This is a genomic window from Ochrobactrum teleogrylli (assembly GCF_037482325.1).
Classification (GTDB): Bacteria; Pseudomonadota; Alphaproteobacteria; order Rhizobiales; family Rhizobiaceae; genus Brucella; species Brucella teleogrylli.
In genome coordinates, this window is record NZ_JBBHKQ010000001.1 from 2450288 (window position 1) to 2477241 (window position 26954).

The following is a 26954-nucleotide window of genomic DNA, read 5'->3' on the forward strand; positions in this document are numbered from 1 at the left end:
GAATTTATGAGCTTTCTCGAACCCTACATCACAGCCTATGGCGCGTTGGCGCTGTTCGTCATCGTCTATTTCGAGTCGTTCGGCGCGCCGCTTCCCGGCGAAAGCGCGCTGATCGCAAGCTCGCTTCTGGCGCTGCATGGCACGCTGGATATAGAAGCCGTGCTGCTGGCGGTGTTTATCGGCGCGGTACTGGGCGATTGCACCGGCTATCTGATCGGGCATTTCGGCGGGCGCAAGCTGATCCTGCGCTATGGCCATCTGGTCAAGCTCACGCCGGAAAGGCTCTATCAATTTGAAAAGCTGTTCGACAGCAAGGGGTTTTATGTGGTCGCGACGGCGCGCTTCGTCGTGCTATTGCGTCAGCTCAACGGCATTGTCGCGGGCTCCATGAATATGAACCCGCTGCATTTTCTGGCTGCAAATGTGATCGGTGCCGCGGGATGGACGCTTTGCTGGGGCCTTGGCCCCTATTTGCTGAGCGGCGTGCTCGCGCCCCATGTCTCTCAACTCAGGGCGCTGTTCTAACTATTCCGCGTCGAGCGGTTCCGTGCCGACAGGCTGACCATCGCGGCCGATGCGGATTTTTTCGACCTTGTCTTCCGCCGATTTCAGCAGCGTGTCGCAATGCTTTTTCAGCGCTTCGCCGCGCTCATAGATACGAATGGATTCTTCCAGCGGCACATCGCCCCGCTCCAGATCGTCGACGATCTTTTCAAGCTGCTTGAGGGCATCCTCGAAGCTCATGACCGCAATATCGGCGTTGGACGGTTCGGTTACCATGATTCATCCTTTCAACAGCCGCGTAATATGCGTAGATGCGGACTGCGACAAGCCCTCTAGATCATATCCACCCTCCAGCACACTCACGAGCCGGTGATCGCAGAAGCGTTCCGCCCGTTCCATGAGTTTGCCGGTCGCCCAGTCGAAGTCCGCCTCGTCGAGATTGATCTCGGCCAGCGGATCGCGAAAATGAGCATCGAAGCCAGCCGAAATAAGGATCAAATCTGGCCGGAAGTTGTCCAAAGCGGGCAATACACGACTATTAAATGCTTCGCGAAATTCGCGGCTGCCCGTATTGGGTGATAGCGGCGCATTGACGATATTGCCGACGCCGGCTTCATCCTTCGCGCCCGTGCCGGGATAGAGCGGAAACTGATGCGTGGAGCAGAACAGAACGCTTGGATCGTCCTGAAAAATATCCTGCGTTCCGTTGCCATGATGCACGTCCCAATCGATGATGGCGACCCGCTCGGCACCGTGTCGGCGCTGCGCATGACGAGCCGCAATGGCAATCGAATTGAACAGGCAAAAGCCCATGGCGCGCTCACGCTCGGCATGATGGCCCGGGGGGCGTGCAGCGACAAAGCCGTTGCTGGCGGCGCCTGAAAACACGTCATCCACCGCGCCCATCGTTGCGCCGATGGCGGTCAGCGCTGCCTCCATACTTTTCGGGCTGACATAGGTGTCGCCGTCGAGCTTCACGACGGGCTGCGGCGCTTCTTCATCCTCGACCGGCTCCGGGATTTTGGCGCGCACCGCGTCAAGATGCTCTTCCGGATGGACGAGAAGGATCGCGTCTGCGCTCGCCTTCGATGCCTCGACCCGGTCGAGCCGGTAAAAATCCGGCCCTTCCAGCTCGCTCATCAGCGCGCGAATGCGATCCGGGCGCTCGGGGTGCCCGGGCGGTGTCAGATGTTCCAGAAAGATCGGATGCCAGTAAAGCCGTGTCGTCATGCGTCCACTATAGCATCAGGCGAGCACATGACCATGACGGTCCTGTGCATATCCTGCCTGCAGGTCTTCAGATGATTTCGGTGCGGGCAATGCCGATGCCGAAACCTTCGAGGCCGACATAGTGACGTTCGCGCGAGGCCAGCAGCACGATGGAGGTGATGCCCAGATCTTTGAGGATCTGCGCGCCAAGGCCGATCTGCCGCCATTCCTCTTCACGGGCGCGGGCTTCCGCATGGCTTTCATGCTCGCCTGGCAGATTATCGCGGGCGCGCGCATCGTGATGATCGGCGCGGACACCGACAGAACCTTCACGCAGATAGACCAGAACGCCACGGCCTTCCTTGCCCATGCGCTCCATGATCGCGTCGAGATTGCTGCCGCCCTTGCCGAACACGTCGTTCAACACGTCCTCGCGATGCAGGCGCACCGGCACTTCCTCGCCATCGCGAATGTCGCCGAAGACAACGGCCACATGCTGCATCGGCTCCCATGGCAGTTCGTAAGTGTAGGCGTGGGCATTGCCAGCGCAGGTCTTGATCGCCGCATCGCCGACGCGCTTGACCAGCGTTTCCTTGCGCTGGCGATAGGCGATGAGATCGGCCACCGTCACGCGGTGCAGCGAATGTTTTTCGGCGAAAGCGGTCACATCGGGGCCGCGCATGACCGAGCCGTCATCATTGACCAGTTCGCAGATGACGCCGATGGGCGGCAGATTGGCCAGCTTGCAAAGATCGACGGCAGCTTCCGTATGGCCGGAGCGCATCAAAACGCCACCTTCGCGCGCGATCAGCGGAAAAATATGGCCGGGACGCACAAAATCATCCGCACCTGCATTCGGGTTCGCCAGATTGCGCGCCGTCAGCGTGCGGTCTTCCGCCGAAATGCCGGTGGTCGTGCCATGGCGATAATCGACCGTGACCGTAAAAGCGGTGGTGTGGGCGGATTCATTCTCGGCGACCATTGGCGCGAGATTGAGCCGCTTTGCTTCCTCACGCGGCATCGGCGTGCAGACGATGCCCGATGTGTGGCGCACGATGAATGCCATCTTTTCCGGTGTGCAATGCACGGCGGCAACGATCAGGTCGCCTTCGTTCTCGCGACCATCATCGTCCATGACGACGACGATTTCGCCGCGCTCGAAAGCGCGCAATGCATCCACAACCTGCTTCTGATTATAGCTCATCGACAAACATCCTTGTTAAATCCGTCCGGTCTGGCCCCGTTTTATCAGACGCGGCCAGTCTGGCCGCGGTGACGCAGATAATGATCCGCAATGGCGCATGCGACCATCGCCTCGCCAATCGGCACGGCGCGGATGCCCACGCATGGATCGTGACGTCCCTTGGTCATCACGTCCACTTCCTTGCCATCCTTGTCGATGGACTGGCGCGGCGTCAAAATGGAAGACGTCGGCTTGACCGCAAAGCGCGCCACCACCGGCGCGCCGGTGGCGATGCCCCCCAAAATGCCGCCGGCATGGTTGGACAGGAACAGCGGCGTGCCGTCATTGCCCATCCGCATTTCATCGGCATTTTCCTCGCCGGTCAGGCGCGCAGCTTCAAAACCATTGCCGATTTCGACACCCTTCACGGCGTTGATCGACATCAGCAGGCTGGCAATATCCTGATCGAGCTTGCCATAGATCGGCGCGCCGATACCGGCGGGCACGCCCTCGGCCACGATCTCGATCACCGCGCCGACCGACGATCCGCTCTTGCGAATACCATCGAGATAATCCGCGAACAATTCAACCGACCCGGCATCCGGCGAGAAGAAAGGATTGTTGTCCACTTCCGACCAGTTCCAGCGGCGGCGGTCGATACCGTGTACGCCCATGGCAACCAGCGCGCCCTTGACTTCAAGGCCCGGCACGATCTTGCGCGCAATGGCCCCAGCCGCCACACGGGCCGCCGTTTCCCGCGCCGACGAGCGGCCCCCGCCACGATAATCGCGAATGCCATATTTGACGTCATAGGTGTAATCGGCATGACCCGGACGGTACTGGCGGGCGATCTCGCCATAATCCTTGGAGCGCTGATCGGTGTTTTCGATCATCATCGAGATGGGTGTGCCGGTGGAGGTCATGGTCACGCCGTCTTCGCCGAGAAGAACGCCGGATAGCACGCGCACCTGATCCGGCTCGCGACGCTGGGTGGTATATTTGGACTGACCGGGCTTGCGCTTGTCGAGATAGGACTGAATTTCAGCTTCGGTGAAGGTGATGCCGGGCGGGCACCCATCCACGACGCAACCGAGCGCCAGACCGTGGCTTTCGCCCCAGGTGGTTACGCGGAACAGATGACCGAAACTATTATGAGACATGCGCGACGCCTGACTAAAATGACCCCGGAACGCCCCGGAGGCGAACCCTGACGGGCAGGATACCAGCTACTTCATCGGGCGTTTTATTGAGCTTTTCGGGATCGGTCAAATCATGGCCACCGCCGACCCGAAATTTCCTTCGGATCATCCCGTTCCGGTATTTTTTTTGACACATTCGACACGCTAGATTGAGGGCAACAAAGAGCAAGTCGCTAATAGACAAATGGCGACGTCGTGTCGATTCGGTGAAGTCTTGCTTCACGACAATGAAACCGGGCGAAAGAGCGGGCAAAGGAACGGAAAACCATGCAGTATCTGGTCGGATTGATCCTCATTCTCGCCTCGCTGTTTTCAACAGTCGCCATGGCCGACGATGCCGAAGGCAAGATCACGTCCATCAACAAGGACAGCGAAACGCTTTCGCTCGATGACGGCAAGACCTACAAACTGCCCGGCGAATTCGATTACAGCGCCATCAACAAGGGCATGAAGGTCATCATCATCTACGATATGGTCGACAATACCCGCTTCATCACCGACATTCAGGAAGCGCCGTAAGCGCTGGCTATGGGCAGTTGGCAGGTTTGACGAGCGGCTGAAAAGCCGCTCTTTTCATGGGTGAAACCAGCCGCTGCGCACCACGCGCGCCCAATCCGGACGCCCGGCCTTCTCCGCAAGCGCCACCATGCGCGACGTGTCGTAAGGAATGCTGCGCATCGTCACGAGCCAGCCGGACGGGCCTTCCTCTATCACGGCATAAGATGCATTGGGATTGCCGGTCTGCACGACATGCGGGCGCGGCTGATCATCGTCATAGCCGGGGCAACCGACACTGCCGGGATTGACCAGCAGGCTGCCATCGCTCAGGCGCAAAATGCGCGGCATATGCGTGTGTCCGCACAACAGCAGCGACGCGGAAATATCCCCGGCTTCCGCTTCTATCACCGCCCGCGATTGCAAAATGACATCGCCGCTTTCAGTCACAGTCTCGAGCCAGTAGCATGTGTCGCTCGTCGGCGTGGCGTGGCAGGCGAAAATGCGACCATCGGCCAGCTCGCGCGTTGCAGGCAAGGCGCGCAACCATTCCAGATGCGTCTCATCTATCTGCTCCCGCGCAGCGCGGTCCGACTGGCTCATGTCGTCAATGGACTGTTCAACCAGCCAGCGATCATGGTTGCCGCGAATGGAGATCATATCGCGGGCAATCAGCATGTCGGCTGTTTCGCGTGCAGCAAGCGGTCCGCTCAGATGGTCGCCCAGATTGATGATTGTTTCGATGCGCTGCGCGTCAATATCAGCAAGCACCGCCGCCAGCGCATCGCTGTTGCCATGAATATCTGCAATGACGGCAAAGTGTTTGAACGGCATCATGTGACCTCTTCGCTATGTGAGCGCAATTCTGCTGCCGATCATAGCCGCCATCAGCGGCTTGTCACACCCACTCCAGCTTGCCGTTTTCGAACTTCAGAATCTTGTCCTGCGGGATGGAGAGATTGGCGGCGTCGTGGCCGTCCAGATCACCATAGAGATAAAACAGCGTGCGAATGCAGCCGCCATGCGTCACGCAAACGGTTGGCCATTCCACGGCCTCCACCCAGCGGCCAATGCGCTGCGACAGGCTCATATAGCTTTCAGCGGTGGTGCCCGGCGGCATGAAATTCCACTTGTCGCGGGCGCGCGCTTCGATGAGATCGTTTCTCTCCCTGGCAATGTCTTCCATCATGAAGCCCTGCCAGTCGCCGAAATTCACTTCCATCAATTGCGGATCGGTGCGGAAATCATAAGGATCAAGGCCCATGCGCAGCCGGATGCGTTCCATCGTCTCGCGCGTGCGGCGTAATGGGCTTGCCACGAAATCGAAGCCTGCGCCATCACCGATTAGCGATTTCAGCATATCGCCATTGCGATCAGCCTGGGTGCGTCCATGGGCATTGATGTCAATATCGAGCTGCCCCTGAATGCGCTGCGAAACATTCCAGTCCGTTTCGCCGTGACGCGAAAAGTAGATGATCTCCCGGGCCAAAGCCTTACCTCTAAAGCGTTGCCAGTCGAAAACAGCTGTCGAAGCCGTTCCGGCTGTTTCCTCTTTCTCTTAGTGTCTGAATCAAAAACCGGCAGGCTGTGGCGAAAATGGTGATTTCGAGAACCGGAGCGCAGCGTACATTTGGGTACGTGAGCACCGGAAGCGCAGAAATTGCCATTTGCAGACCGGCATGGCGGCTTTTGGATCAGGCGCTAAAACAGGGATAACTTTCCCGGTCCGGGAAAGACAAAGAAAAATCCCGAAAAGCGTCTCAACTTTTCGGGATTTCAAAAGGATCGTATCAGTCCTTGACGACTGAAATGTCCGGCGCGTCCACCGCCTTCATACCGATGACGTGGTAACCGCTATCAGCGTGGTGCACTTCACCCGTCACCGAACGCGACAGGTCGGAGAGGAAGTAGAGGCCAACATCGCCCACTTCTTCAATCGTCACGGTGCGGCGCAGCGGCGCGTTATATTCGTTCCATTTGAGAATATAGCGGAAGTCGCCAATGCCCGAAGCGGCCAGCGTCTTGATCGGGCCTGCCGAAATCGCGTTGACGCGGATGTTCTGCGGGCCGAGATCGACGGCGAGATACTTTACGCTTGCTTCGAGTGCAGCCTTGGCAACGCCCATGACGTTGTAATTCGGCATGACCTTCTCGGCGCCGTAATAGGTCAGCGTCAGGATCGACCCGCCATCAGCCATCAGCTTTTCCGCGCGGCGGGCAACTGCGGTCAGCGAATAAACCGAAATCAGCATCGTATTGGTGAAATTGGCTTCCGACGTATCGAGGTAGCGGCCGGTCAGTTCGTCCTTGTCGGAGAAACCGATGGCGTGCACGAGAAAGTCGATCTTGCCCCACTTCTTCTCAAGCGCGTCAAAAACAGCGTCGATGCTCGCGGCATCCGCCACGTCGCAATGACCGGCAACAAAAGCGCCAAGTTCTTCGGCAAGCGGCTCGACGCGCTTCTTCAATGCATCGCCCTGATAGGTGAATGCGAGTTCTGCGCCGGCATCGCGGGCGGCCTTGGCAATGCCCCAGGCGATGGAGCGGTTGTTGGCCACGCCCAGAATCAATCCACGCTTGCCCTGCAACAAACCAGACTGTGCGGTCATTAAGGGTCCTCATTGAAAAACTATAAACTTGTTGCCCTATCGCACAGGCTTGCATCACCTTCAAGCAATTGCAGCGAAAAAGCCGGGCATTGTCACTTTACTGCCGCAAAGCTACAACACCCGGCCCGCATTTTGGCCCGCGTGACCACAGAAAAACAGTTCTGATCGATTGAAAAGCAATTCAATCGATCAGAATCGCATAAATTCTTATTGTGTGGCCTTATTGCCTCCCAAAGCGATTTCCGCTTCGGGAGAACAATATCAGCCTTCGCGGCGCTTCTGGAGGAATTCTTCCAGTTCCTTGTCACCGCCCTCCGGCAGCATGATGCGGATATGAACATAAAGGTCGCCGCGCCCGCCCGCTTTCAGCGGCAGGCCCTTTTCCTTCAGGCGCAGCACCCGATCCGAACTCGACCAGGCGGGAACCTTCACCGCAATACGCCCATCGAGCGTCTCGACCTCTTCCTTGCCGCCAAGGGCTGCATCGCTGAGATTGACCGGCAAATCCACATGCACGTCGCGCCCTTCAAGACGGAAACGCGGATGCGGCTTGAAGCGGATCGTCACAAGCGCATCGCCGGGCGTTCCGCCCATCAGCGGCTCGCCCTGCCCTTTCAAGCGGATGGTCTGGCCATCCTCGACATATTTCGGCAGCTTGATATTGAGATGCTTGCCATTCGGGAAAATCGCCTCGACCTTCTCCGCGCCTGCCGCTTGCGACAAGGTCACGTCGATGGATGCGGACAGATCTTGGCCCTTGGCATTGGTGCCCGCGCGGCCACGCTGCCGTCCGCCGCTGCCAAAAGCACCGCCGAACAAATCGTTCAGAATATCTTCTGCGCCGCCGAAGCCGCCGCCCTGACCGCCGGGACCGGAACGGAATTCGAAATGGCTGTTGCCGCCGCCCTGGCGGAAGCCCGCAAACGGGTCGCCATGTGCACCGCCGAAACCACCGCCGCCCTGGAAACCCTGAAACAAGGGCTTGCCTTCGGCATCGATCTCGCCACGGTCGAACTGACCGCGCTTATCCTTGTCGCCGACGATTTCATAGGCCTGATTAACTTCCGCAAAGCGCTCCTGCGCCTTTGGATCATCCTGGTTCTGATCCGGATGGTGCTTTTTGGCCAGCTTGCGAAAGGCCGATTTTATTTCTTCGGGCTTCGCCGTTTTGGCGACGCCCAGCACGCTATAGGGATCGCGCATATAGTTCCTCATTCAGGAAAATGACTGTGAAGTCAGTGGTAAGACTCAATTGAGCCTAATATGCGCATCAGGCAAGAAAAGTTCCAGTCTGTACCGACGTCAGACTGCGCATATTGTCAGATCGGTGCAAATGCCGTGACAGTCCACTGGCCGCCGCGCTGCATGCAGGTTTCACCGCGATAGATGGAAACGCCGTCAAAAGCTTCGCGTGAGGTCTCGAATTCACGGCAGAGCTGATCGTTCTTGTTGCTCTCGGCAACGGTCGTGATCGTGCCCTGGCTGCCAGTATCCGGATTGGTCCACGGCACCGGCTTCTTACCCCATTGCGTGAAGTTTAAAGCGGAAACCACGTTCTTGACTGTTGACTGATCGGAAAGCGTACTGGAATCCGGCACGGTCGGCTGCTGCACCGAACCGGTGATGGTGGTCGAATCAGGAACGGCCTTGTCGATGCTGACGCCACCCATGGCACAACCGGCCAGCGAAAACAGCGTCATGCCGATCACGGCATTGCGCAGGGCCGCAGCAAAATCAACGGCAGAGCGGATATGTTTCTGGTGACAGACAGTTCCAGCAGCCAAACGCTACGTCCTCAATTTTACACGCTATGGATGCAGCGATTATGGCGGTGGTGGGTTAACAAGCGATGAGCTGGCAAGGTAAACAAAACCATACCAATGCACAACAGCAACTCTGTGGGTTTCCTCAGCCGACGGGCAGAAAAATCCACGCCCATTCTTGTGATGCGGCATATGCATTCAACCCCGCCCCCGTCCCTGACCAGGAGGTGGACAAGACGCGCTTTATGGAGGAAGCTCGCGCCAGTTTTTCAGGTCGGGATTCCCGTTCCGACCCCGCCTATCACCACAATCATTCGAGAATAGTGGAAATGACCAGCTCAAGCGACGATTTCACCCTGTCTTCCCAGCCTTTCAAGCTTTTTGCGGAGTGGCTGGCCGATGCAGGCAAGACCGAACCGAACGATCCTAACGCCGTAGCGCTTGCCACCGTCGATCCTGATGGGCTGCCCAATGTGCGCATGGTGCTGCTGAAGGATTTCGACGAGCAGGGTTTTGTCTTCTACACCAATTATGAGAGCAAGAAGGGGCAGGAAATCCTGTCGGCTGAGAAGGCTGCCATGTGCTTCCATTGGAAGACGCTGCGCCGTCAGGTGCGCGTGCGTGGGCCGGTTGAGAAAGTCAGCGATGCCGAAGCCGACGCTTATTACGCCTCGCGTCCACGCGGCAGCCGTATCGGCGCATGGGCCTCAAAACAGTCGCGCCCGCTGGAAAGCCGTTTCGCGCTGGAAAAATCTGTCGCGGAATATACCGCGAAATATGCCATCGGCGACATTCCACGTCCGCCGCACTGGTCGGGCTTCCGCATCCGCCCGGTTTCCATCGAGTTCTGGCACGACCGCCCGTTCCGCCTGCATGACCGCGTGCTGTTTACCCGGCCCGTGCCGGAAGGCGACTGGAACAAGGACCGGCTTTATCCGTAAGGGAAAGAAAAGCTGCTACCCCCGCCCTCACCCTGAGGTGCGGAGCGTAGCGAAGCCTCGAAGGGTCGGGGCGGGGTCTGGAGTTCGCCAGCTCCTCACCCTTCGAGACGCCGTCTTCGACGGCTCCTCAGGATGAGGGGAAACTGCGTCCTTCCTCCCCTGTCTACACAATCGGCTTGATCGCCACCCAGAGGCTGCCGAAAACGAGGCCGAGGAAGATCAGCCAGCCGACGATATTGTTCGACTTGAACAGTTTCAGGCACTGGTCGGGGTTGTCGATATCGAGCACGATAATCTGGCGGTAGAGATGTACGCCAGCGGCCAGCAATCCGGCCAGCGCCGGCATCGGCACCTGCGCCACCGCAAAAGCGGCGGCAAAGAAACCGATAGCGCCGCCATAAAGGATCATCAGTGCGGTCTTGGTGTGCTTCCCGAACAGGCGCGCCGTGGAACGCACGCCGACCAGCGCGTCGTCTTCCTTGTCCTGATGGGCGTAAATCGTGTCGTAACCGATGGTCCACAGGATCGCGCCGATATAGAGCAGCACCGGTGGCAACGAGAGCGATCCTTCGACCGCAGCCCAACCCATCAGCGCGCCCCATGAAAAGGCGAGACCCAGCACAAATTGCGGCCAGTCGGTAATGCGTTTCATGAAGGGATAGGCAGCGACGATCAAAAGCGAGAAAATGCCGAGCGCAATCGAAAACCAGTTGAATTGCAGCACCACGACAAGCCCGACTAGCGCTTGCAGGACGAGAAAGGCCTTGGCCTGACCGCGTGTCACCTGCCCGGCAGGCAGCGGGCGTGAACGGGTACGGTCCACCTGATCGTCGATATCCTGATCGACCAAATCATTATAGGTGCAGCCCGCGCCGCGCATGGCGATGGCACCAACCAGAAACAGGAACAGGTGCCAGATCGAAGGCACGACCGACCATGCGCCGTCACCGGGCTGCGCACCGGTGCCCGCCACCAGTGCCGCCGACCACCAGCACGGCCACAACAGAAGCTGCCAGCCAATCGGGCGATCCCAGCGCGCAAGCTGCGCATAGGGCCAAAGCGACTGCGGCAACAACTTATAGACCCAATGGCCCGACGGAGCGTCCTTTACGCGCCCTTGCGCATTGCGTGACTGAATCGATCCGTGTAGTTCGGGCTGTGACATGGCGAAATCCTTGATATATGCAGCCATCACTATAACCCCGACGAAGACGGAGCAAGCAATGAGAGTTCTTTTAATCGGTTCTGGCGGTCGTGAACATGCTCTGGCCTGGAAACTGTCCGCTTCTCCGTCACTGACAAAACTCTATTGCGCGCCGAGCAATCCTGGCATCGCGGAAGCCGCCGAGCTGGTCGATATCGATGTCAGCGACCATAAGGCCGTCATTGCCTTCGCCAAGGATAAGGCCATCGATCTGGTCATCGTCGGACCGGAAGCGCCGCTGGTTGCAGGCCTTGCCGACGATCTGCGCGCCGAAAACATCCGCGTCTTTGGCCCCTCCAAGGCGGCAGCCCAGCTGGAAGGCTCCAAGGGTTTCACCAAGGATCTCTGCGCCCGCTTCGATATTCCGACCGGGGCCTATGGCCGTTTCAACAATGCGCCGAAGGCCAAGGCCTATATCCGCCAGCAGGGCGCGCCCATCGTAGTGAAGGCTGACGGTCTGGCCGCAGGCAAGGGCGTGGTCGTCGCCATGACGCTCGATGAAGCGCTGGATGCGGTCGATGCCTGCTTCGAAGGCGCGTTCGGCTTTGCCGGGGCCGAAGTGGTGGTGGAAGAATTTCTGGACGGCGAAGAAGCAAGCTTCTTCTGCATCTGCGACGGCAAAACGGCCCTGCCGCTTGGCTCGGCGCAGGATCACAAGCGTGTCGGCGATGGCGACACCGGCCCCAATACGGGCGGCATGGGCGCTTATGCCCCAGCTCCGGTCATGACGCCGGAAATCGTTGAGCGCACCATGCGCGAACTGATCGAGCCGACCATGCGCGGCATGGCGGAAATCGGCGCGCCCTTCTCCGGCATCCTGTTTCTCGGCCTGATGATCGGCAAGGACGGCCCAAAGCTGATCGAATACAACACCCGTTTCGGTGACCCGGAATGTCAGGTGCTGATGATGCGCCTCAACAGCGACTTGCTGGCGCTGATCAATGCCGCCGTCGACGGCAAGCTGGATCAGGTTTCGCCGGACTGGAAAGATGATCCGGCGCTGACCATCGTTATGGCTGCGGAAGGCTATCCGACCAATGTAAAGAAGGGCAGCGTCATTCGCGGTCTCGACGCGCTTGACGGTCTCGATGGTGTCAAGGTCTTCCACGCAGGCACGGCTGAAAAGGACGGCAATCTCATTGCCAATGGCGGTCGTGTGCTGAACATCACCGCAGTCGCCAGCACTGTCGCGGAAGCACAGGCGAAAGCCTACGACGCCATCAGGAAGATCGACTGGCCGGAAGGTTTTTATCGCACCGATATCGGCTGGCGTGCTGTGGAGCGGGAACGTTCCGGCAAATAGTTTTAATGACAGCACCGGCATGATCGCATCCTTTTGACAGATAGGATGCGATTGGAGCCTGTTTTCATCATGCAATAGGCTGCGAGAAAATATTGACGTTTACGTAATAAGCCGATAGCTCTTGTGTTGAAGAAGACTGATACTCCCTCTGCACGCTTGCAGATCGGAGGCCGGGGTTTCCGAGGAGGGGCCTCGATGAGCACGATGTGGAGGAAAGATGTATCGCGCGCCGGTTTCTGAAATTTCCCATACGCTGATGAAGGTTGCGGGGCTTGAAAAAGCGCTGGCCGACAACCGCTTTCCCGAATTTTCCGCCGATCTGGCCGCAGCCATTCTCGAAGAGGCCGGAAAGTTTGCCGCTGAACGTGTCGAGCCCTTACGCATCCCCGGCGACCGGCATGGCGCGACCGTCAAGGACGGCGTCGTCACCACCGCGCCGGGCTGGAAAGACCTTTACCGCGACTGGATTGCAGGCGGCTGGAATTCGCTGACGGGCACGCCGGACTATGGCGGTCAGGGTCTGCCGACCATGATGTCGGTCGCCGTCAATGAAATGTGGAATGCCGGTTCGCTGTCCTTCGCCATCGGGCCGACGCTCACCACGGGTGCGATTGAGGCGCTGGAAAAGCATGCCTCCAGGGAATTGAAGGATATCTATCTCGAAAAGCTTATCTCCGGCGAGTGGATGGGCACGATGAACCTGACCGAGCCGCAGGCCGGTTCCGACCTTGGCGCGCTGCGCAGCCGCGCCGAGCGCAGCAATGACGGCACCTATCGCATTTTCGGCCAGAAGATTTTCATCACCTATGGCGAACATGACCTGACCGATAACATCGTGCATCTGGTGCTGGCCCGCCTGCCCGATGCGCCTGCGGGCACCAAGGGCATTTCGCTGTTTCTCGTGCCGAAATTCCTCGTCAATCAAGACGGTTCGCTCGGTCGCCGCAACGATCTGTTCTGCTCTGGTCTTGAACACAAGATGGGCATTCACGCCTCGCCGACCTGCACCATGATCTATGGCGACGGTTTCGTGAAAGGCGAGGAACAGGGCGCGGTCGGCTATCTGATCGGCGAAGAGAATCGCGGCCTCGCCTGCATGTTCACCATGATGAACAATGCCCGCCTGCTGGTCGGCATTCAGGGCGTCGGTGTCGCGGAGGCAGCCTACCAGCAGGCGCTCAACTATGCCAAGGAGCGCAAGCAGGGCCGCGCCATCGGTGCGAATCCCAAGGAGGGTATGAGCCCGATCATCGAACACCCCGATGTGCAGCGCATGCTTTTGACCATGAAGGCGCTGACGCAGGCCGCCCGTTCCATCACCTATGCCTGCGCCCATGCCATCGACATGAGCCATGCGACCGAAGGTGCCGATGCACAGCATTGGGCCGACCGTGCCGGTTTGCTCACGCCGCTGGCGAAGAGTTTTGCCACCGATGTCGGCGTGGATGTCGCGTCGCTCGGCGTGCAGATCCATGGCGGCATGGGATTCATTGAGGAAACCGGCGCGGCCCAATTGCTGCGCGATGCGCGCATCACGCCGATTTACGAAGGCACCAACGGCATTCAGGCCATCGATCTGGTGATGCGCAAGTTGCCGCTTGGAAATGGCGAGCATATCAAGGGTTTCCTTGCCGAATTGCAGCAGGATGCCGACAAGGCAGTTGCCTCCAACCACCCGGAACTGGGCGAAACCGGCGCACGTCTTGCAAAGGCGCTCTCCGAAGCGCGTGAAGCGACCGACTGGCTGCAAAAGACAGTTGCCGAAGGTGGCGCAGAGGCAGCGCTTGCCGGTGCAACGCCTTATCAGCGTCTGCTGTCCCTTACTTCCGGCGGCGCTTATCTGGCCCGCGCAGCCCTTGCAGGCGACGATAAGGGTCGCGCCGTTCTTTGCCGTTTCTTCGCCGAGAACATGCTGGCGGAAGTATCGTCGTTGAAAGACACCGTCATCACCGGCGCAGCCAGCCTCGCCGCCGCTAAATCCGCACTGGAGGCTTGAACGTGAGCGAACATATTCTCGTCGAACGTCGCGATGCGGTGCAGATTATCCGGCTGAACCGGGCCGACAAGAAAAACGCCATCACCCGCGCCATGTATGCCACCATGGCCAAGGCGTTGAAGGATGGCGACGCCGACGACGCGGTGCGCGTCCATGTGTTTCTTGGTGTGCCGGGTGCGTTTTCATCCGGCAACGACATGCAGGATTTCATGGCCGCAGCGGCTGGCGGCGGCGATATGGGCAAGGATATTCTGGATTTTCTCTATGCCCTGTCGAGCGCCAAAAAGCCGGTCGTCTCAGGCGTTGATGGCCTTGCGATTGGCATTGGCACGACGATCCATTTCCATTGCGACCTGACATTTGCAACGTCACATGCGCTGTTCCGCACGCCATTCGTTGATCTCGGTCTCGTGCCGGAAGCCGGTTCCAGCTTGCTCGCGCCACCGCTGATGGGGCATCAGAAGGCCTTTGCCCTTCTGGCGCTCGGTCATGGTTTCAGCGCGGAAGCAGCGCTTGAAGCAGGCATCGTCTATAAAATCGTGGAAAGCGCAGAGCTGGAAGCGGAAGTGCTGAAGGCTGCGGAAGAAATCGCCGCCAAGCCGCCGGAGGCCATGCAGATCGCGCGGTCGCTCATGCGCATGCCCGCCGAAAACATCGCGGATCGTATTGCGCGGGAAGCGAAGCTTTTCGGCGAACGCCTGACCTCCAATGAAGCGCGTGAGGCCATCACGGCCTTTCTCAGCCGCAAGAAGTAAACCCCGGCTCTGATCGATAAAAAAGAACCCGGATGGGGAAACCCATCCGGGTGGCTTTGTCTGGAGGTCAGCCAATTAATTTAGCTTCAAAATGAAGCAGTCTCCTAAACCTAGCGGCAGAATGGGACGAGATCGTGATCACACGACAATGTGAATAATCTCGCCCGTTCAACTTTTCCGCTGCGGTCAATTCCGGGCGATGATTTCCTTGCCTTCGATCACCAGACGGACGCCCAGCGTGCCAGCCTTGCGGCGGGCGAGGAAGCGGGGGCGGCGACGGCGCGTCTCGTGCCCCTGACGGCGGGCCTGCGGTTGGCTGGTGCGCACCGGGCCGGTGCTTTCGTAAAGCGGACGGGCGACGCCGTCTTCTTCCACCAGCATCATCGGCAGGTTGAACGCAGCCGCCCAGGCGCGCCAGTCGGCGGCAACATCGGTCAGGTCATGCGCCACCAGAAGCGGCACGGAAAGCTGCGGGTCCTGATGCATCAGTTCCAGCGTGACCGTGATTTCGCCATATTCGTCTTCGACCGCGCGGGCGACAACACCGACAAAAGCATGGATCGGCAGTGCAATCGACATGGGCAGGCCGCTCGACGGCAGAACCTGCCGGATGACCGCGCCCCGTTCGTTGATGGTGAAGGTGACGTCGGTATTGCCGTCGTGCGATGCGTAGCTCACCACCTGCGGAAAGTGAAACGGATCGAGCCGCAGTTCACGGCCTGCCCAGTCTGGCTTCAGTCCCTTGCTCATCATTGTCAACGCCTCTGTCTCTCTGTCTCTGTCGAGAGCCGGTTATTCCAGCTTCTCTTTGATTGGGCTTTCTGCCCTCGTTGAGATGGAGAATAGACCGCGTTTGTTACCGATGGCCTTAAGGAGTTGGGTTAACTTTTCCCTGCTTTTTCCTTTGGTTATCAGAATGCAACCAGGTGTAAGAATTCGGAAATTCTTCCTAATATGCGTTTACCGATAGCAAAACGGGCGGAAAAACCGCCCGTCATTCAAGTAGCAATTTGGTTTGTTTTACAGGGTCTTGCCGGGGTTCATAATCCCCGCCGGGTCGAAGGCCGTCTTGATGCGGCGCATCAGGTCGAGCGCGAAAGGCTGCTTGAAATGCGCAAGCTCGTCCCGCTTCAGGCGACCGATGCCATGCTCGGCAGAAATCGACCCCCTGTAACTTGTGACAATCGTGTGGATGCGGTGATTAAGCGCGCCCCAATGGGAGAGGAATTCCTTTTTGTCCGCGCCAATCGGCTGCGACACGTTATAATGCAGGTTGCCATCGCCGATATGGCCGAAGCAGACAATGCGTGCACCGGGGATCATGTCCAGCACCGCCGCATTGGCTTCGCGGATAAAGGCCGGGATGGATGAAACGGGCACGGAAATATCGTGCTTGATCGAGCCGCCCTCCGGCTTTTGCGCCCAGGACATTTCCTCGCGCATTTTCCAGAAGGATTGCGCCTGCGCGACGCTTTCTGCAATCGCCGCATCCTGAAGAATATCCGCCTCAAAAGCTTCGTGAAGAATGGTTTCCAGCGTGGTGCGCGCATCTTCTTCCGAGCGCGTGGAGGAAATATCGATCAGCACATACCAGTCATGCGGGCTTTCCAACGGATCGCGCGCGCCATCGACATGGCGCACCGTGAATTCGACTCCGACACGCGGCATCAGCTCAAACCCGGTCAGCGACGGGCCTGCATGTTCGGTCGCGAGCTGGAACAGGCGCAGCGCGTCGTCCGGGCTGCGCATCCCGGCATAGGCGACGCCCTTGCCCTTCGGCTGCGGAAAGATTTTCAGAACCGCCGCCGTGATGACGCCGAGCGTGCCTTCAGAACCCACGAACAGGTCTTTCAGGTCATAGCCGGTATTGTCTTTCTTCACATAGCGGAGGTCGTCGAGAATTTCGCCGGTTGGCAAAACCACTTCGAGACCGAGGCAAAGCTCGCGCATATTGCCATAGGCGAGCACCGCCGTACCACCTGCATTGGAACCGAGATTGCCGCCGATCTGGCACGAACCTTCCGCGCCCAGCGACAGCGGGAACAGGCGGCCCGCCTTCTCGGTCGCGTCCTGAAGATTTTTGAGGATGACGCCTGCCTCGACGGTGGCCAGATTGCCCACCGTATCAAGCGCGCGTATCTTGTTCATGCGGCCAAGGGCCAGCACGATCGTCGTGCCGCTTTCATCCGGCGTCTGCGCACCGACGAGGCCCGTATTGCCGCCCTGCGGCACAATAGGGGTTTTCGTTTCGCTGGCGAGCTTCATGATCGCCGCGACTTCTTCCGTGGAGCCGGGACGCAAGACCAGGGCCGAATTGCCCTTATAAAGGTCGCGCTGTTCTATCAGATAGGGCGCAATGTCTTCCGGCGCGGTGAGTGCGTTCTTTTCACCCACGATGGCGGCAAAACGTTCGATCAATCCGGTGTCCATATTGGTCCTTTGAAATCTAGCGCGGTGCGGCAGCGCGTTTCAGACGGTCGTTGATGGCCTCGCCGAGACCGTCAAAGGGAATGGGTTCAACGGCAATGGTGCTGGCACCGGTGGCGTCAAGCTTGCGCATGAAATCGAAAAGATTGCTGGCCGCCTCGCGCAGATTGCCATCGGCACTGAGGTTAAGCACGGCCTTTGCCGTCTCGGCTCCGGCTACACGCGACGGCCCGAAAGCCAGCAGCGCCTCGCCCGGTTGCACATCGCCAACCGCAAGCCGCATGGCGGCATCCGGTGCATAATGCGAGGCCATCATGCCCGGCGCGATGATATGCGCCTGAATGGCCTCGGTCTGTTCGGTGCGCACCAGCTTTGTGCCAATCGCTGCTTCAATGTCCTCTGCCGCAAGCCCGCCGGGCCGCAACAGACGCACCATGTCGCCCTCGACCTTCACGATAGTGGATTCCACGCCCACTCCGCATGGACCGGCATCGAGGATCAGGTCTATTTTGTCGCCAAGATCGTCCGCGACGGCTTTGGCGCTTGTCGGACTGATACGCCCGGAGGTATTGGCGCTCGGTGCCGCAACAGGGCTGTCCAGCGCCGTGATGACCTCCTGCACGCGGCCATGCGGCATGCGGATGGCGAGCGTCGGCAGTCCCGCCGTCACCAGCGGATGAATGGGCCGACTGGTATCCTGTTGGTCTTTCAGCGGCAGCACGATGGTCAGCGGGCCGGGCCAGAACAGTTCCGCCAGCTTGCGCGACAGGGCATCGAAGGTAACATAGCGCTCTGCCATGGCAATGCCGCTGACATGGGCGATCAGCGGGTTAAACTGCGGGCGACCCTTGGCGGCGAAAATACCGGCCACGCCTTCGCCGTGCGAGGCATCGGCGGCAAGACCGTAGACGGTTTCGGTGGGAATGGCGACAAGACCGCCGCGCCGCAGGATTTCCACCGCGCGCTGAACTGCCTCATCATCGAATTTCATTACATCTGACACTGGTTTTCCGCCTCTCGGGCGTCCAAGTTGAGTGCATCCCGAAAAGTGCAAAGCGGTTTTCGGACAAGATGCACGCATAGATATGAGCGCCTTCTGCCTACACAAGCGCGAAGCCCTGCGCAAGCAAACAGGCGGTTTGCCTCGTGCACATTTATGGCAACGCGACCCGGAAAATTGCGTTTTGTTAGCTTTTTTGCGGCAGGATGTTACTATCCATGCTTGAGGTGAATAATGTTATCGCGATTTATCGCCATTTCACTGACTGTCGCCGGACTGCCCGTTGTTCCATCGGCCCACGGGGCGGAACTTGCGCGAACGACCTATGCGGTCGGCTCCATCGACTATATCGGCTATGACCGGATGGGCGCCAACGGGCTGCCTGTCTGCGGCGCTTGCAGCCAGCGGCAGGAGGCTGAAGCCGAAGCGCTGAAGGAAATCGAAGCACGGCGCAAGCGCGCCCGCGCCTATATGGCGCGCATGCAGGGCAAGCCGCTGCCGGAAGACGTGCAGGAACAGCCCGCTATCATCCCGACCGAACAGAAGATGCCGGACTTCGACCCCGCCAAGCCCGTGCGCGTCGTCGGCGATCCGTGGGCTGGCGCATCGGGAGAAATCGATCTGAGTTCGCTGACGCTCAGACCCAGCCTTCAATAATCCTCAAATAAAAATGGCGCCAACCGGCGCCATTTTTATTTCGTGTGGGCGGGCTATCAGCCAGCGATCTTGGAGAAATCCGCAACCTTGCCGGTGGCCGTGCGGATCAGGTCGAGCAGAGCCAGACGGTTGGCGCGAACATTTTCGTCCTCGTCGTTGACCAGCACTTTTTCGAAGAACGTATCGACCGGGCCGCGCAACTTGGCCAGCGCCAGCATCGCGCCCGAAAAATCTTCACGGGCGATCGCCGCTTCGGTTTCGCTCGATGCGAGTGTCACCGCTTCGAACAGAGCCTTTTCCTCGTCCAGCTTGAGAAGCGAAGCATCGACGCTGCTCGCGACTTTGGTGCCCTTCTTCTCTTCCGCTGCCAGAATATTGGCGGCGCGCTTAGTGCCTGCCAGCAGGTTTTTGCCGTCTTCCTCATTAATGAAGACGATCAGCGCTTCCAGGCGGCGTGCGACCAAAAGCAGGTTGTCGGCTTCCGGCGTCAGCACGGCGTCGATAGCATCGTAACGTGCGCCTTCGTCTTTCAGATGTACCTTGAAACGGTCGTGCAGGAAGGAAAGCAGATCAGCCAGCACCGGTTCGGCACTGCTGTCAGCTTCGGCACGGACTTCCGTCTCATAGTTACGCAGCGCATTATCGACGTCTTGCTCGCCATCGACATCGCCAGACTTTTCACCTGCAAGCTTCGCTTCAAATTCGCGCAGCTTGCGCTGGACCTGACCTTCTTTCAGCGCGGCAAAGGCGGAACGGAACAGCGGCAGCAGCGGGAACTTCCAATCCTGCGACAGCAGAAGGCGGATCACGCCCAACGCCGCACGACGCAAAGCATAAGGATCCTTCGAACCCGTCGGCTTTTCATCGATGGCCCAGAAACCGACCAGCGTGTCGAGCTTGTCGGCCAGCGCGACGGCAACCGAAACCGGGTTCTTCGGCACCACATCGGACGGGCCTTGTGGTTTGTAATGTTCTTCAACCGCTGCGGCGACGGCTGCATCCTCGCCCTGAAGTAAAGCATATTTGCGGCCCATCGCGCCCTGAAGCTCGGGGAATTCACCCACAACTTCGGTGGTCAGATCAGCCTTGGCCAGCACTGCCGCACGTGCAGCAAGCTTCGGATCGGCGCCGACCAGTGGCGCGATTTGCGCAGCCAGTTCGCGGATACGCTCAACGCGAGCGCCTTGCGTCCCGAGCTTGGCATGGAAGGTCACGTTCAACGCGTCCAGCCGCGCCATGCGCTGATCGAGCGGCTTCTTCAGGTCAAGGCCGAATTTCTCCGCCGAGGCGCTGAGCTTGTCGAGGTCGGGCAGATCATGCTGATCGGTGTGCCAGAAATAGAGCGCATCCGACAGACGTGCGCGCACCACCTTGCCGTTACCGTATGCGATTTCCGTGCCGCCATCGCGGGCTGCGATGTTCGACACCAGAATGAACCGGTTGGACAGCGCTTCCGTTTCGCCCTGCTTGCGCGTGACAAAACACTTCTGGTTGGCGCGGATGGTGAGGCGGATGACTTCCGGCGGAATGGCCAGAAACTCTTCCTCGAATTCGCCCATCAGCACGACCGGCCATTCGACAAGACCGGACACTTCTTCCAGAAGCCCTTCGTCCTCGACCAGTTCGAGACCCGACGCGAAAGCAAGGTTATGCGCGTCCTGCGAGATCATTTCCTTGCGGCGTTCGGCATCGAGCACCACAAAAGCCTTTTCCAGCTTTTCGACATAATCATCGAAGCGGCGCACCTTGATCGCCTGACCGTCGCTCAGGAAACGATGACCATAGGTCAGATTGCCGGACTTGATGCCGTCAACGTCGAAATCGATAACCACCGTTTCCTCGGTTTCAGGGCCGAAGGTGCACAGGATCGATTGCAGCGGACGCACCCAGCGCAATGCACCGGGCTTTGCCGAAGCCGCGCCCCAGCGCATGGATTTCGGCCACGGGAAATTGCGGATCGTCTGCGGCACCAGCTCGGCGACGATTTCTTCCGCCGGGCGGCCCGGCTTCGTCAGATGGGCGACATAGAAATCGCCCTTCTTCGGATCGGAATGCACATGCGCCTGCGCAACATCGCTGAGACCGGCCTTGCGCAGAAATCCCTGAATGGCCTGCTCGGGTGCAGTGACCGACGGGCCCTTGATGTCTTCATGCACGTCCTTGGAACGCACGGTCAGGCCACGAATATCGAGCGTCAGACGACGCGGCGTCCAGTAGGCGGTCGCGGCTTCATAGGTCAAACCGGCTTCGACCAGACCATCGGTGATCATCTTTTTCAGATCGCCGGCGGCCTTGCGCTGCATGCGGGCCGGGATTTCCTCGGAAAAGAGTTCGAGAAGTAAGTCAGGCATTACACAGCCTCATTCTTGTAATTAAAGCCGCCTGCATCGGTGAGCAGAAATGCCTCGCCGCACTGACGCGCGAGATTGCGGACGCGCAGGATATAGCTCTGGCGTTCGGTGACCGAAATCACGCCGCGCGCATCCATCAGGTTGAAAACATGGGATGCCTTAATGCACTGGTCATAGGCGGGGAGCACGCATTTGTGCAAAGAACCCTCGCCCGTGCTGCCCGCCTTCAGGATGGCTTCGCATTCACGCTCGGCATCAATGAAGTGGCGATGCAGGATTTCGGTATCGGCCATTTCGAAATTGTAGCGGGAATATTCCTGCTCAGCTTGCAGGAACACATCGCCATAGGTGACCTTCTCGTCGCCTTCGAGACCGTTGAAATTGAGGTCGTAGACATTGTCCACGCCCTGCACATACATGGCGAGGCGCTCCAGACCATAGGTCAGCTCACCGGCAACCGGCGAGCATTCAATGCCGCAGACCTGCTGGAAATAGGTGAACTGCGACACTTCCATGCCATCGCACCAGCATTCCCAGCCAAGGCCCCAGGCGCCGAGCGTCGGGCTTTCCCAGTCGTCTTCCACGAAGCGCACATCATGCAGCGTCGGATCAAGGCCGATGGCCTTCAGCGAACCGAGGTAAAGGTCCTGAAGGTTCGGCGGCGATGGCTTGATGATGACCTGATACTGGTAATAATGCTGCAGCCGATTGGGGTTTTCGCCATAGCGGCCATCCTTGGGACGGCGCGACGGCTGCACATAGGCGGCTTTCCACGGCTTCGGCCCGAGCGAACGCAGCGTGGTTGCCGGATGGAACGTACCCGCACCCACTTCCATGTCGTAAGGCTGCAAAATAGCGCAACCATGTTCCGCCCAATAGTGATGGAGCGTCAGGATCAGACCCTGAAAGGAACGGGTGGGATGCATATGTGCGGGCAACATGCTGGACGAATTAGACACCGGGCTGGGCCTCGTTATTGAAATGATGGCCCGGTCTAAGCAGGATTTCCGAAAAGTGGCAACCGGTTTTCGGATAAAAATCCTGCCAGATCATACATCAGCACCGCAGGGTCAAGCACAGACTGCCGGTTTCAGTGTCCTATCGCCCTGAAACCGGACCTATCTGCCGCTTTTAATCCGTCGTCGGCTTTTCCGGTGTGGGCGCAGCTGGTGCAGGCGCGACAGCAGGCGTGTCCTGCTTCGGTTCTTCCGGCTTCGGCTGGTCCGGCTTTTTCTCGCCTGGCTTGGTCGCATCGGCGGAAGACTGGCCCGGAACGTCGGGCAGGCCCTTCTTCAGCTTTTCCTCGATCTTGACGAGTTCTTCCGGCTCCGGCTTGCCTGCAATCGCATGGTTCCACTGAAACGTCGCCTCAAGCTGGCGACCAACGCGCCAATAGGCATCGCCCATATGATCGTTGATCGTCGGGTCTTCCGGGCGCAGCTTAACAGCCTTTTCCAGTTCCACCACCGCTTCGTCGTAACGACCGAGCTTGTAATAGGCCCAGCCCAGCGAATCGACGATGTAACCGTCCTGCGGGCGCAACTCGACCGCCTTCTTGATCATGTCGAGCGCACGATCGAGATGGATGCCCATATCGACCCAGGAATAACCAAGATAATTCAGCACCTGCGGCTGGTCGGGATAAAGCTCCAGCGCCTTGTTGAAACTCGGTTCCGCCTTGTCCCACTGCTTCAGACGCTCATAGGCGATGCCGCGCTGGTAGAAGACCGGCCAGTCCTTGCGTTCCGGCGTCTTGATCTGTTCGACAGCCGCGTCATAAATCTTGGCGGCTTCGGCGAAATTCTTGTCCTGCGCGTAAACGCCACCCAGCGCCAGATAGGTACGGATGTCGGTCTTGTCGCGGCCCAGAAGCGTCTTCAACTGCTCAATGGCCTCGGCAGACTTGTCATTATCGGCAAGGTTCAGCGCGCGCTGCATTTCGGCATCGCGGCGATAGGGCGATTTTTCCGGCACTTGCGCATAATATTCCACTGCCGCTTCCGGACGGCGCAGCTTGGCCGAAATATCGCCAAGCTGGAACAGGGTCGCATCATTGCCCGGACGCAGCGGCAGCGAGAGTTGCAGATAAAGCTTCGCAAATGCCTCTGCACCGCTGCGGTTGATCGCGGTGCCGAGCGTATAAAGCACTTCACCAGCGCCCTGCTGCGGCGTTTCGATCAGGCGGTCAACTTTCTGCCCCGCCTCGACCTGCTCGCGCAGTTCGGTGAGCGTCATGCGACCATTCAGCAGTTCCTCGCCATCCTTCAAGATCTGGATGGCCCCGGCCTTGTCGCCCTGACGCAGCTTGAACGAGGCATAGGCCATAATGATGCGTTCATAGGTGTCGGGCGCAGCGCTGCCGCCGGGACGGTCATCGAAGGCCTGCTGGTAGAATTCCGCCGCTTCCTTCTTCATCCCGGCCTGATCGGCGATCAAAGCAGAATTATAGGTGCGGAACAGGCCATACCATTCGGGGCCTTCCATCTTCTTGATATCGGCCAGTGCCTGCTTGGGATTGCCCTGCCCCACCTTGACCCACGCATTCATGAAGCCTGTCGCAAGCCGGTCCATGTCGGACTGCATGGACAGCATCAAAAGCGGTCCGACCTTGCGGTACTGCTTTTTGGAAATAGCGTCGATGGCAAGGGCGACGCGAGAGAAACGCTCGATATCCGGCACATTCTGCAATTCGGAAGCAAGTGGCAGGGCGTCTTTGAAGCGGCCTTCGGTCAGCAGAACGAGAAGCAGGTCCTGCTTGACCTGACTGTTGCCCGGATCGAAAGCCATGGCCTGACGATAGAAATCGGCGGCGGCGGACAGGTTGTTATCGGCTTCGGCGGTGCGGCCCGCCAGATAGGCGCCAGCAAAGGAACCGGCCCGAACAGCAGGCGTGACGACGGGAGCGGGATCGGCTGCCGCCTTGGCCCATGCGCCGCTGGCAGGCATTGCAATTCCCGCCAGAAGCGAAAAAAGCAAACCGTAAAGCGGGCCGTTTTTCATTCCATGCCGCATGAAGCCCAATCCTCTTCTCACATTCCCACCTGTGCCATCGGCAACGAATCGCCGACCGTATCCAAAACCGACAAGCCGTCTCCTCACCGGAAAAGGCACTTCAAGCATGGCCTTTTTGGGATGAGGGGGCAAGAAAAGCATCCGTGATGGGGTGCTTTTCCTGATCGATCCCGTTCGAAATATTCGAACTCAGTTCACGCGGCTGATGCAGAAGTCGATGACTTCGATGAGGGCATCCTTTTCCGGCGAGGCCTTCAGCGGCGCCAGAGCATCGCGGGCAATCTCGCCAAAGTGGCGCGCACGCTGCACGGTATCGGCAATCGCGCCATGTTTGGTCATCAGGCCGATGGCCTTTTGCAGCGATGCATCGTCGCTGGCACCGTCCTCGATGGCGTGCTTCCAGAACGCGCGTTCATCATCGGTGCCACGACGGTAGCTGAGAATCACCGGCAGCGTGATCTTGCCTTCGCGGAAGTCGTCGCCCGTGTTCTTGCCCAGATCGGCAGCCGAGCCACCATAGTCGAGCGCATCGTCAACCAGCTGGAAAGCGAGACCGAGATTGAGACCGTAATCCCGCAAGGCTGCGCGATCCGAACGCTGCACACCGGCGATGATCGGGCCGACTTCGGCAGCCGCCGAAAACAGCGCCGCCGTCTTGGCCTTGATGACCGCCAGATATTCGTTTTCGGTGGTTTCCATGTTCTTGGCAGCGGCAAGCTGCATGACTTCGCCCTCGGCGATCACCGAAGCAGAGGTCGCCAACACGTCAAGCGCGTCGAGCGAGCCGACATCGACCATCATCTTGAAAGCCTGACCGAGCAGGAAATCGCCGACGAGAACGCTGGCCTGGTTGCCCCAGATCATGCGGGCGGTGCTTTTGCCACGGCGCAGATCGCTTTCATCAACCACATCATCGTGCAAAAGCGTTGCGGTATGCATGAATTCGACAGCGGTTGCGAGACGCACATGACCGTCGCCGTCGTAACCGAACATGCGGGCGGCAGCGAGCGTCATCATCGGGCGCAGGCGTTTGCCGCCCGACGAGATCAGATGATTGGCGACTTCGGGAATCATTTCGACGTCGGAACCGGCGCGTGACAGGATCATTTCGTTTACGCGCGCCATATCGGCCTTCGTCAGGTCGACAAGCGGCTGCACCGATCCTGTCTGCTTTTTCTTGTCGTCGAGATTCAGAACCACACCCAATGCCATTACTCCTTGATGGGGCCGCCACCATATTTAAGCGCGGCGGAATGCTCAAGACGCATTCCGTGCCTTCACTGCCTGTTCAACATTGACGGAAGCTGTTGTCAATGCGGTGCATTGGCTCCAAACTAGGTAAATGATCGAACTTATCCGCACCAACGATTCCGTCCTTTTGTCTTTCGCCGAAGCCTTGATGAAGGAAGCGGGAATAGCTTATTTCATCGCAGACACCAATATGAGCATTATCGAGGGGTCGTTAGGCGTACTGCCGCGCCGTCTTCTGGTCAGTGAGGATCAGCTGGACGAAGCGCGGCAAATCCTGATCGATGCCGAGATTGAACACGAACTGCGCGATCAATGACCCTGACGACCGAAGACGAGATTGAAGAAACGCTGGATGTCTTTCATCGCGGCGCTTTTCATCTCGTGCAACCGGCAATGAAAGGGCATCGCTCCGGCGTCGATGCGATGATCCTTGCAAGCGCGGTGCCGGACGGCTTTGCCGGACGCCTCGCCGATCTTGGCAGCGGTGCGGGTGCAGCCGGGCTTGCGGTTGCGGCCCGATGCGCGGCAAGCCGCATTACCCTTGTCGAACGCTCTGGCCTGATGGTCGGCTTTGCCAGAAAGACCATCGCGCATCCCCTGAATACAGCTCTGGCAGACCGCCTCGCGATTGTGGAAGCGGATGTGGCGCTGACCGGAAAAGCGCGTGTTGCGGCAGGTCTTGCCGATAACAGCTTCGATTTCGCCATCATGAACCCGCCTTTCAACGAAGCGGCGGACCGGCGCACGCCCGATCCGCTCAAGGCGGAAGCGCATGTCATGCCCGAAGGCATGTTCGAACAATGGGTGCGCACGGCGGCGGCCATCGTCCGGCCGGGCGGCGGCATCGCCATCATAGCGCGACCGGGCTCGATTGCGCTCATTCTGGAAGCGCTCACCGGGCGCTTCGGCGGCTTGCGCATCGTGCCGGTGCACCCCCGCGGTGACGCAGCGGCAATCCGTATCGTCGTCACCGGCACGCGGGGCAGCCGCGCCGGTCTCTCGTTCATGCCGCCACTCGTCCTGCATGGCGACAGCGGCAACGGTTTCACACCCCGCGCCAATGCCATCAACAACGGCCAGACCGCGCTTCTTTGA

26 protein-coding genes are annotated in these 26954 nt (G+C 59.1%); 9 read left to right on the top strand and 17 right to left on the bottom strand.

Annotated elements, in window-relative coordinates; translation table 11 throughout:
• Positions 1-6 precede the first annotated feature (6 nt).
• Positions 7-525 carry a DedA family protein gene (locus WIX40_RS11530; protein ID WP_339439949.1) on the top strand — a complete coding sequence of 173 codons (519 nt, stop codon included), beginning with the start codon at positions 7-9 and terminating at the stop codon, positions 523-525.
• On the opposite strand, the gene WIX40_RS11535 is transcribed toward WIX40_RS11530, so the two are convergent.
• The 4 genes from WIX40_RS11535 to aroC all read right to left on the bottom strand — a co-directional run bounded on the left by WIX40_RS11535 (position 526) and on the right by aroC (position 4056).
• A complete protein-coding gene (locus WIX40_RS11535; RefSeq protein ID WP_078338030.1) occupies positions 526-780 on the bottom strand; it encodes an exodeoxyribonuclease VII small subunit in 255 nt (84 codons plus the stop codon). It lies immediately after the preceding gene.
• A 3-nt stretch (positions 781-783) separates the two neighbouring features.
• The gene (locus WIX40_RS11540; RefSeq protein WP_339439950.1) at positions 784-1734 is read right to left on the bottom strand and encodes a histone deacetylase family protein; all 951 of its coding nucleotides are present in this window, start codon (positions 1732-1734) and stop codon (positions 784-786) included.
• Between the two features lie 67 nt (positions 1735-1801).
• Positions 1802-2917 (bottom strand): 3,4-dihydroxy-2-butanone-4-phosphate synthase, encoded by a 1116-nt coding sequence (gene ribB, locus WIX40_RS11545; protein ID WP_109370180.1) that lies wholly within the window; start codon positions 2915-2917, stop codon positions 1802-1804.
• 44 nt (positions 2918-2961) lie between these two features.
• Complete coding sequence (gene aroC / locus WIX40_RS11550) at positions 2962-4056, bottom strand: chorismate synthase (protein WP_339439951.1); 1095 nt, start codon at positions 4054-4056, stop codon at positions 2962-2964.
• Positions 4057-4362: 306 nt separating this feature from the next.
• On the opposite strand from aroC, the gene WIX40_RS11555 reads away from it, so the two are divergent.
• Positions 4363-4614 carry a DUF1344 domain-containing protein gene (locus WIX40_RS11555; protein ID WP_109368449.1) on the top strand — a complete coding sequence of 84 codons (252 nt, stop codon included), beginning with the start codon at positions 4363-4365 and terminating at the stop codon, positions 4612-4614.
• Between the two features lie 54 nt (positions 4615-4668).
• Here the strand turns inward: WIX40_RS11555 and WIX40_RS11560 are convergent, their stop codons facing one another.
• The 5 genes from WIX40_RS11560 to WIX40_RS11580 all read right to left on the bottom strand — a co-directional run bounded on the left by WIX40_RS11560 (position 4669) and on the right by WIX40_RS11580 (position 8983).
• The gene (locus WIX40_RS11560) at positions 4669-5424 is read right to left on the bottom strand and encodes a metallophosphoesterase family protein (protein WP_339441012.1); all 756 of its coding nucleotides are present in this window, start codon (positions 5422-5424) and stop codon (positions 4669-4671) included.
• Between the two features lie 64 nt (positions 5425-5488).
• Positions 5489-6079: a histidine phosphatase family protein gene (locus WIX40_RS11565; protein WP_124915190.1), complete on the bottom strand. Its 591-nt coding sequence runs from the start codon at positions 6077-6079 to the stop codon at positions 5489-5491.
• A 301-nt stretch (positions 6080-6380) separates the two neighbouring features.
• Complete coding sequence (fabI, locus tag WIX40_RS11570; RefSeq protein WP_109368447.1) at positions 6381-7199, bottom strand: enoyl-ACP reductase FabI; 819 nt, start codon at positions 7197-7199, stop codon at positions 6381-6383.
• Positions 7200-7460: 261 nt separating this feature from the next.
• Complete coding sequence (locus WIX40_RS11575) at positions 7461-8402, bottom strand: DnaJ C-terminal domain-containing protein (RefSeq protein ID WP_339439953.1); 942 nt, start codon at positions 8400-8402, stop codon at positions 7461-7463.
• Positions 8403-8518: 116 nt separating this feature from the next.
• A complete protein-coding gene (locus WIX40_RS11580; RefSeq protein ID WP_371830798.1) occupies positions 8519-8983 on the bottom strand; it encodes an RT0821/Lpp0805 family surface protein in 465 nt (154 codons plus the stop codon).
• Positions 8984-9291: 308 nt separating this feature from the next.
• Between WIX40_RS11580 and pdxH the strand changes: the two genes are divergently transcribed.
• Complete coding sequence (gene pdxH / locus WIX40_RS11585) at positions 9292-9903, top strand: pyridoxamine 5'-phosphate oxidase (RefSeq protein WP_140025430.1); 612 nt, start codon at positions 9292-9294, stop codon at positions 9901-9903.
• A gap of 163 nt (positions 9904-10066) precedes the next feature.
• On the opposite strand, the gene ubiA is transcribed toward pdxH, so the two are convergent.
• Positions 10067-11068: a 4-hydroxybenzoate octaprenyltransferase gene (gene ubiA, locus WIX40_RS11590; protein WP_109370178.1), complete on the bottom strand. Its 1002-nt coding sequence runs from the start codon at positions 11066-11068 to the stop codon at positions 10067-10069.
• Positions 11069-11126: 58 nt separating this feature from the next.
• Here ubiA and purD point away from each other — a divergent pair, with 58 nt between their 5' ends.
• The 3 genes from purD (at position 11127) to WIX40_RS11605 (ending at position 15161) form a co-directional block, all read left to right on the top strand.
• A complete protein-coding gene (gene purD / locus WIX40_RS11595) occupies positions 11127-12410 on the top strand; it encodes a phosphoribosylamine--glycine ligase (protein ID WP_339439954.1) in 1284 nt (427 codons plus the stop codon).
• 217 nt (positions 12411-12627) lie between these two features.
• Positions 12628-14406 carry an acyl-CoA dehydrogenase family protein gene (locus WIX40_RS11600; RefSeq protein WP_171316555.1) on the top strand — a complete coding sequence of 593 codons (1779 nt, stop codon included), beginning with the start codon at positions 12628-12630 and terminating at the stop codon, positions 14404-14406.
• A 2-nt stretch (positions 14407-14408) separates the two neighbouring features.
• Entirely contained in the window at positions 14409-15161 is a 753-nt protein-coding gene (locus WIX40_RS11605) for a crotonase/enoyl-CoA hydratase family protein (RefSeq protein ID WP_171316560.1), read from the top strand.
• A gap of 186 nt (positions 15162-15347) precedes the next feature.
• Here the strand turns inward: WIX40_RS11605 and WIX40_RS11610 are convergent, their stop codons facing one another.
• From WIX40_RS11610 to WIX40_RS11620, 3 genes are all read right to left on the bottom strand, one after another.
• The gene (locus WIX40_RS11610) at positions 15348-15914 is read right to left on the bottom strand and encodes a DUF6101 family protein (RefSeq protein ID WP_121537334.1); all 567 of its coding nucleotides are present in this window, start codon (positions 15912-15914) and stop codon (positions 15348-15350) included.
• A 267-nt stretch (positions 15915-16181) separates the two neighbouring features.
• On the bottom strand, positions 16182-17591 hold the full coding sequence (locus tag WIX40_RS11615; protein ID WP_339439955.1) for an FAD-binding oxidoreductase: 1410 nt from the start codon (positions 17589-17591) through the stop codon (positions 16182-16184).
• A 16-nt stretch (positions 17592-17607) separates the two neighbouring features.
• Positions 17608-18579, bottom strand: a complete 972-nt coding sequence (locus WIX40_RS11620; protein ID WP_210261383.1) for an L-threonylcarbamoyladenylate synthase — start codon at positions 18577-18579, stop codon at positions 17608-17610.
• Positions 18580-18822: 243 nt separating this feature from the next.
• Here WIX40_RS11620 and WIX40_RS11625 point away from each other — a divergent pair, with 243 nt between their 5' ends.
• On the top strand, positions 18823-19245 hold the full coding sequence (locus WIX40_RS11625) for a hypothetical protein (protein ID WP_171316569.1): 423 nt from the start codon (positions 18823-18825) through the stop codon (positions 19243-19245).
• A 56-nt stretch (positions 19246-19301) separates the two neighbouring features.
• Here the strand turns inward: WIX40_RS11625 and glyS are convergent, their stop codons facing one another.
• From glyS to WIX40_RS11645, 4 genes are all read right to left on the bottom strand, one after another.
• Positions 19302-21596 (bottom strand): glycine--tRNA ligase subunit beta, encoded by a 2295-nt coding sequence (gene glyS, locus WIX40_RS11630; RefSeq protein WP_171316572.1) that lies wholly within the window; start codon positions 21594-21596, stop codon positions 19302-19304.
• A complete protein-coding gene (locus WIX40_RS11635) occupies positions 21596-22522 on the bottom strand; it encodes a glycine--tRNA ligase subunit alpha (protein WP_109370177.1) in 927 nt (308 codons plus the stop codon). The genes glyS and WIX40_RS11635 overlap by 1 nt, the downstream gene beginning before the upstream one ends.
• A gap of 205 nt (positions 22523-22727) precedes the next feature.
• Positions 22728-24608 (bottom strand): tetratricopeptide repeat protein, encoded by a 1881-nt coding sequence (locus WIX40_RS11640; RefSeq protein ID WP_109370176.1) that lies wholly within the window; start codon positions 24606-24608, stop codon positions 22728-22730.
• Between the two features lie 189 nt (positions 24609-24797).
• Complete coding sequence (locus WIX40_RS11645) at positions 24798-25814, bottom strand: polyprenyl synthetase family protein (RefSeq protein WP_109370175.1); 1017 nt, start codon at positions 25812-25814, stop codon at positions 24798-24800.
• A 136-nt stretch (positions 25815-25950) separates the two neighbouring features.
• Here WIX40_RS11645 and WIX40_RS11650 point away from each other — a divergent pair, with 136 nt between their 5' ends.
• Positions 25951-26175 carry a putative signal transducing protein gene (locus tag WIX40_RS11650; protein ID WP_109368435.1) on the top strand — a complete coding sequence of 75 codons (225 nt, stop codon included), beginning with the start codon at positions 25951-25953 and terminating at the stop codon, positions 26173-26175.
• Positions 26172-26954, top strand: coding sequence for a tRNA1(Val) (adenine(37)-N6)-methyltransferase (locus WIX40_RS11655; protein WP_109368434.1), 783 nt, complete (start codon positions 26172-26174; stop codon positions 26952-26954). Before WIX40_RS11650 ends, WIX40_RS11655 begins: the two co-directional genes overlap by 4 nt.

What these genes read in the sequence shown, in the direction of transcription:
- WIX40_RS11530 (WP_339439949.1), top strand. Translation starts at nt 7, where the DNA reads ATGAGCTTTCTCGAACCCTACATCACAGCCTATGGCGCGTTGGCGCTG.
- WIX40_RS11535 (WP_078338030.1), bottom strand. Translation starts at nt 780, where the DNA reads ATGGTAACCGAACCGTCCAACGCCGATATTGCGGTCATGAGCTTCGAG.
- WIX40_RS11540 (WP_339439950.1), bottom strand. Translation starts at nt 1,734, where the DNA reads ATGACGACACGGCTTTACTGGCATCCGATCTTTCTGGAACATCTGACA.
- ribB (WP_109370180.1), bottom strand. Translation starts at nt 2,917, where the DNA reads ATGAGCTATAATCAGAAGCAGGTTGTGGATGCATTGCGCGCTTTCGAG.
- aroC (WP_339439951.1), bottom strand. Translation starts at nt 4,056, where the DNA reads ATGTCTCATAATAGTTTCGGTCATCTGTTCCGCGTAACCACCTGGGGC.
- WIX40_RS11555 (WP_109368449.1), top strand. Translation starts at nt 4,363, where the DNA reads ATGCAGTATCTGGTCGGATTGATCCTCATTCTCGCCTCGCTGTTTTCA.
- WIX40_RS11560 (WP_339441012.1), bottom strand. Translation starts at nt 5,424, where the DNA reads ATGCCGTTCAAACACTTTGCCGTCATTGCAGATATTCATGGCAACAGC.
- fabI (WP_109368447.1), bottom strand. Translation starts at nt 7,199, where the DNA reads ATGACCGCACAGTCTGGTTTGTTGCAGGGCAAGCGTGGATTGATTCTG.
- WIX40_RS11575 (WP_339439953.1), bottom strand. Translation starts at nt 8,402, where the DNA reads ATGCGCGATCCCTATAGCGTGCTGGGCGTCGCCAAAACGGCGAAGCCC.
- pdxH (WP_140025430.1), top strand. Translation starts at nt 9,292, where the DNA reads ATGACCAGCTCAAGCGACGATTTCACCCTGTCTTCCCAGCCTTTCAAG.
- ubiA (WP_109370178.1), bottom strand. Translation starts at nt 11,068, where the DNA reads ATGTCACAGCCCGAACTACACGGATCGATTCAGTCACGCAATGCGCAA.
- purD (WP_339439954.1), top strand. Translation starts at nt 11,127, where the DNA reads ATGAGAGTTCTTTTAATCGGTTCTGGCGGTCGTGAACATGCTCTGGCC.
- WIX40_RS11600 (WP_171316555.1), top strand. Translation starts at nt 12,628, where the DNA reads ATGTATCGCGCGCCGGTTTCTGAAATTTCCCATACGCTGATGAAGGTT.
- WIX40_RS11610 (WP_121537334.1), bottom strand. Translation starts at nt 15,914, where the DNA reads ATGATGAGCAAGGGACTGAAGCCAGACTGGGCAGGCCGTGAACTGCGG.
- WIX40_RS11615 (WP_339439955.1), bottom strand. Translation starts at nt 17,591, where the DNA reads ATGGACACCGGATTGATCGAACGTTTTGCCGCCATCGTGGGTGAAAAG.
- WIX40_RS11620 (WP_210261383.1), bottom strand. Translation starts at nt 18,579, where the DNA reads ATGAAATTCGATGATGAGGCAGTTCAGCGCGCGGTGGAAATCCTGCGG.
- WIX40_RS11625 (WP_171316569.1), top strand. Translation starts at nt 18,823, where the DNA reads ATGTTATCGCGATTTATCGCCATTTCACTGACTGTCGCCGGACTGCCC.
- glyS (WP_171316572.1), bottom strand. Translation starts at nt 21,596, where the DNA reads ATGCCTGACTTACTTCTCGAACTCTTTTCCGAGGAAATCCCGGCCCGC.
- WIX40_RS11635 (WP_109370177.1), bottom strand. Translation starts at nt 22,522, where the DNA reads ATGCATCCCACCCGTTCCTTTCAGGGTCTGATCCTGACGCTCCATCAC.
- WIX40_RS11640 (WP_109370176.1), bottom strand. Translation starts at nt 24,608, where the DNA reads ATGCGGCATGGAATGAAAAACGGCCCGCTTTACGGTTTGCTTTTTTCG.
- WIX40_RS11650 (WP_109368435.1), top strand. Translation starts at nt 25,951, where the DNA reads ATGATCGAACTTATCCGCACCAACGATTCCGTCCTTTTGTCTTTCGCC.
- WIX40_RS11655 (WP_109368434.1), top strand. Translation starts at nt 26,172, where the DNA reads ATGACCCTGACGACCGAAGACGAGATTGAAGAAACGCTGGATGTCTTT.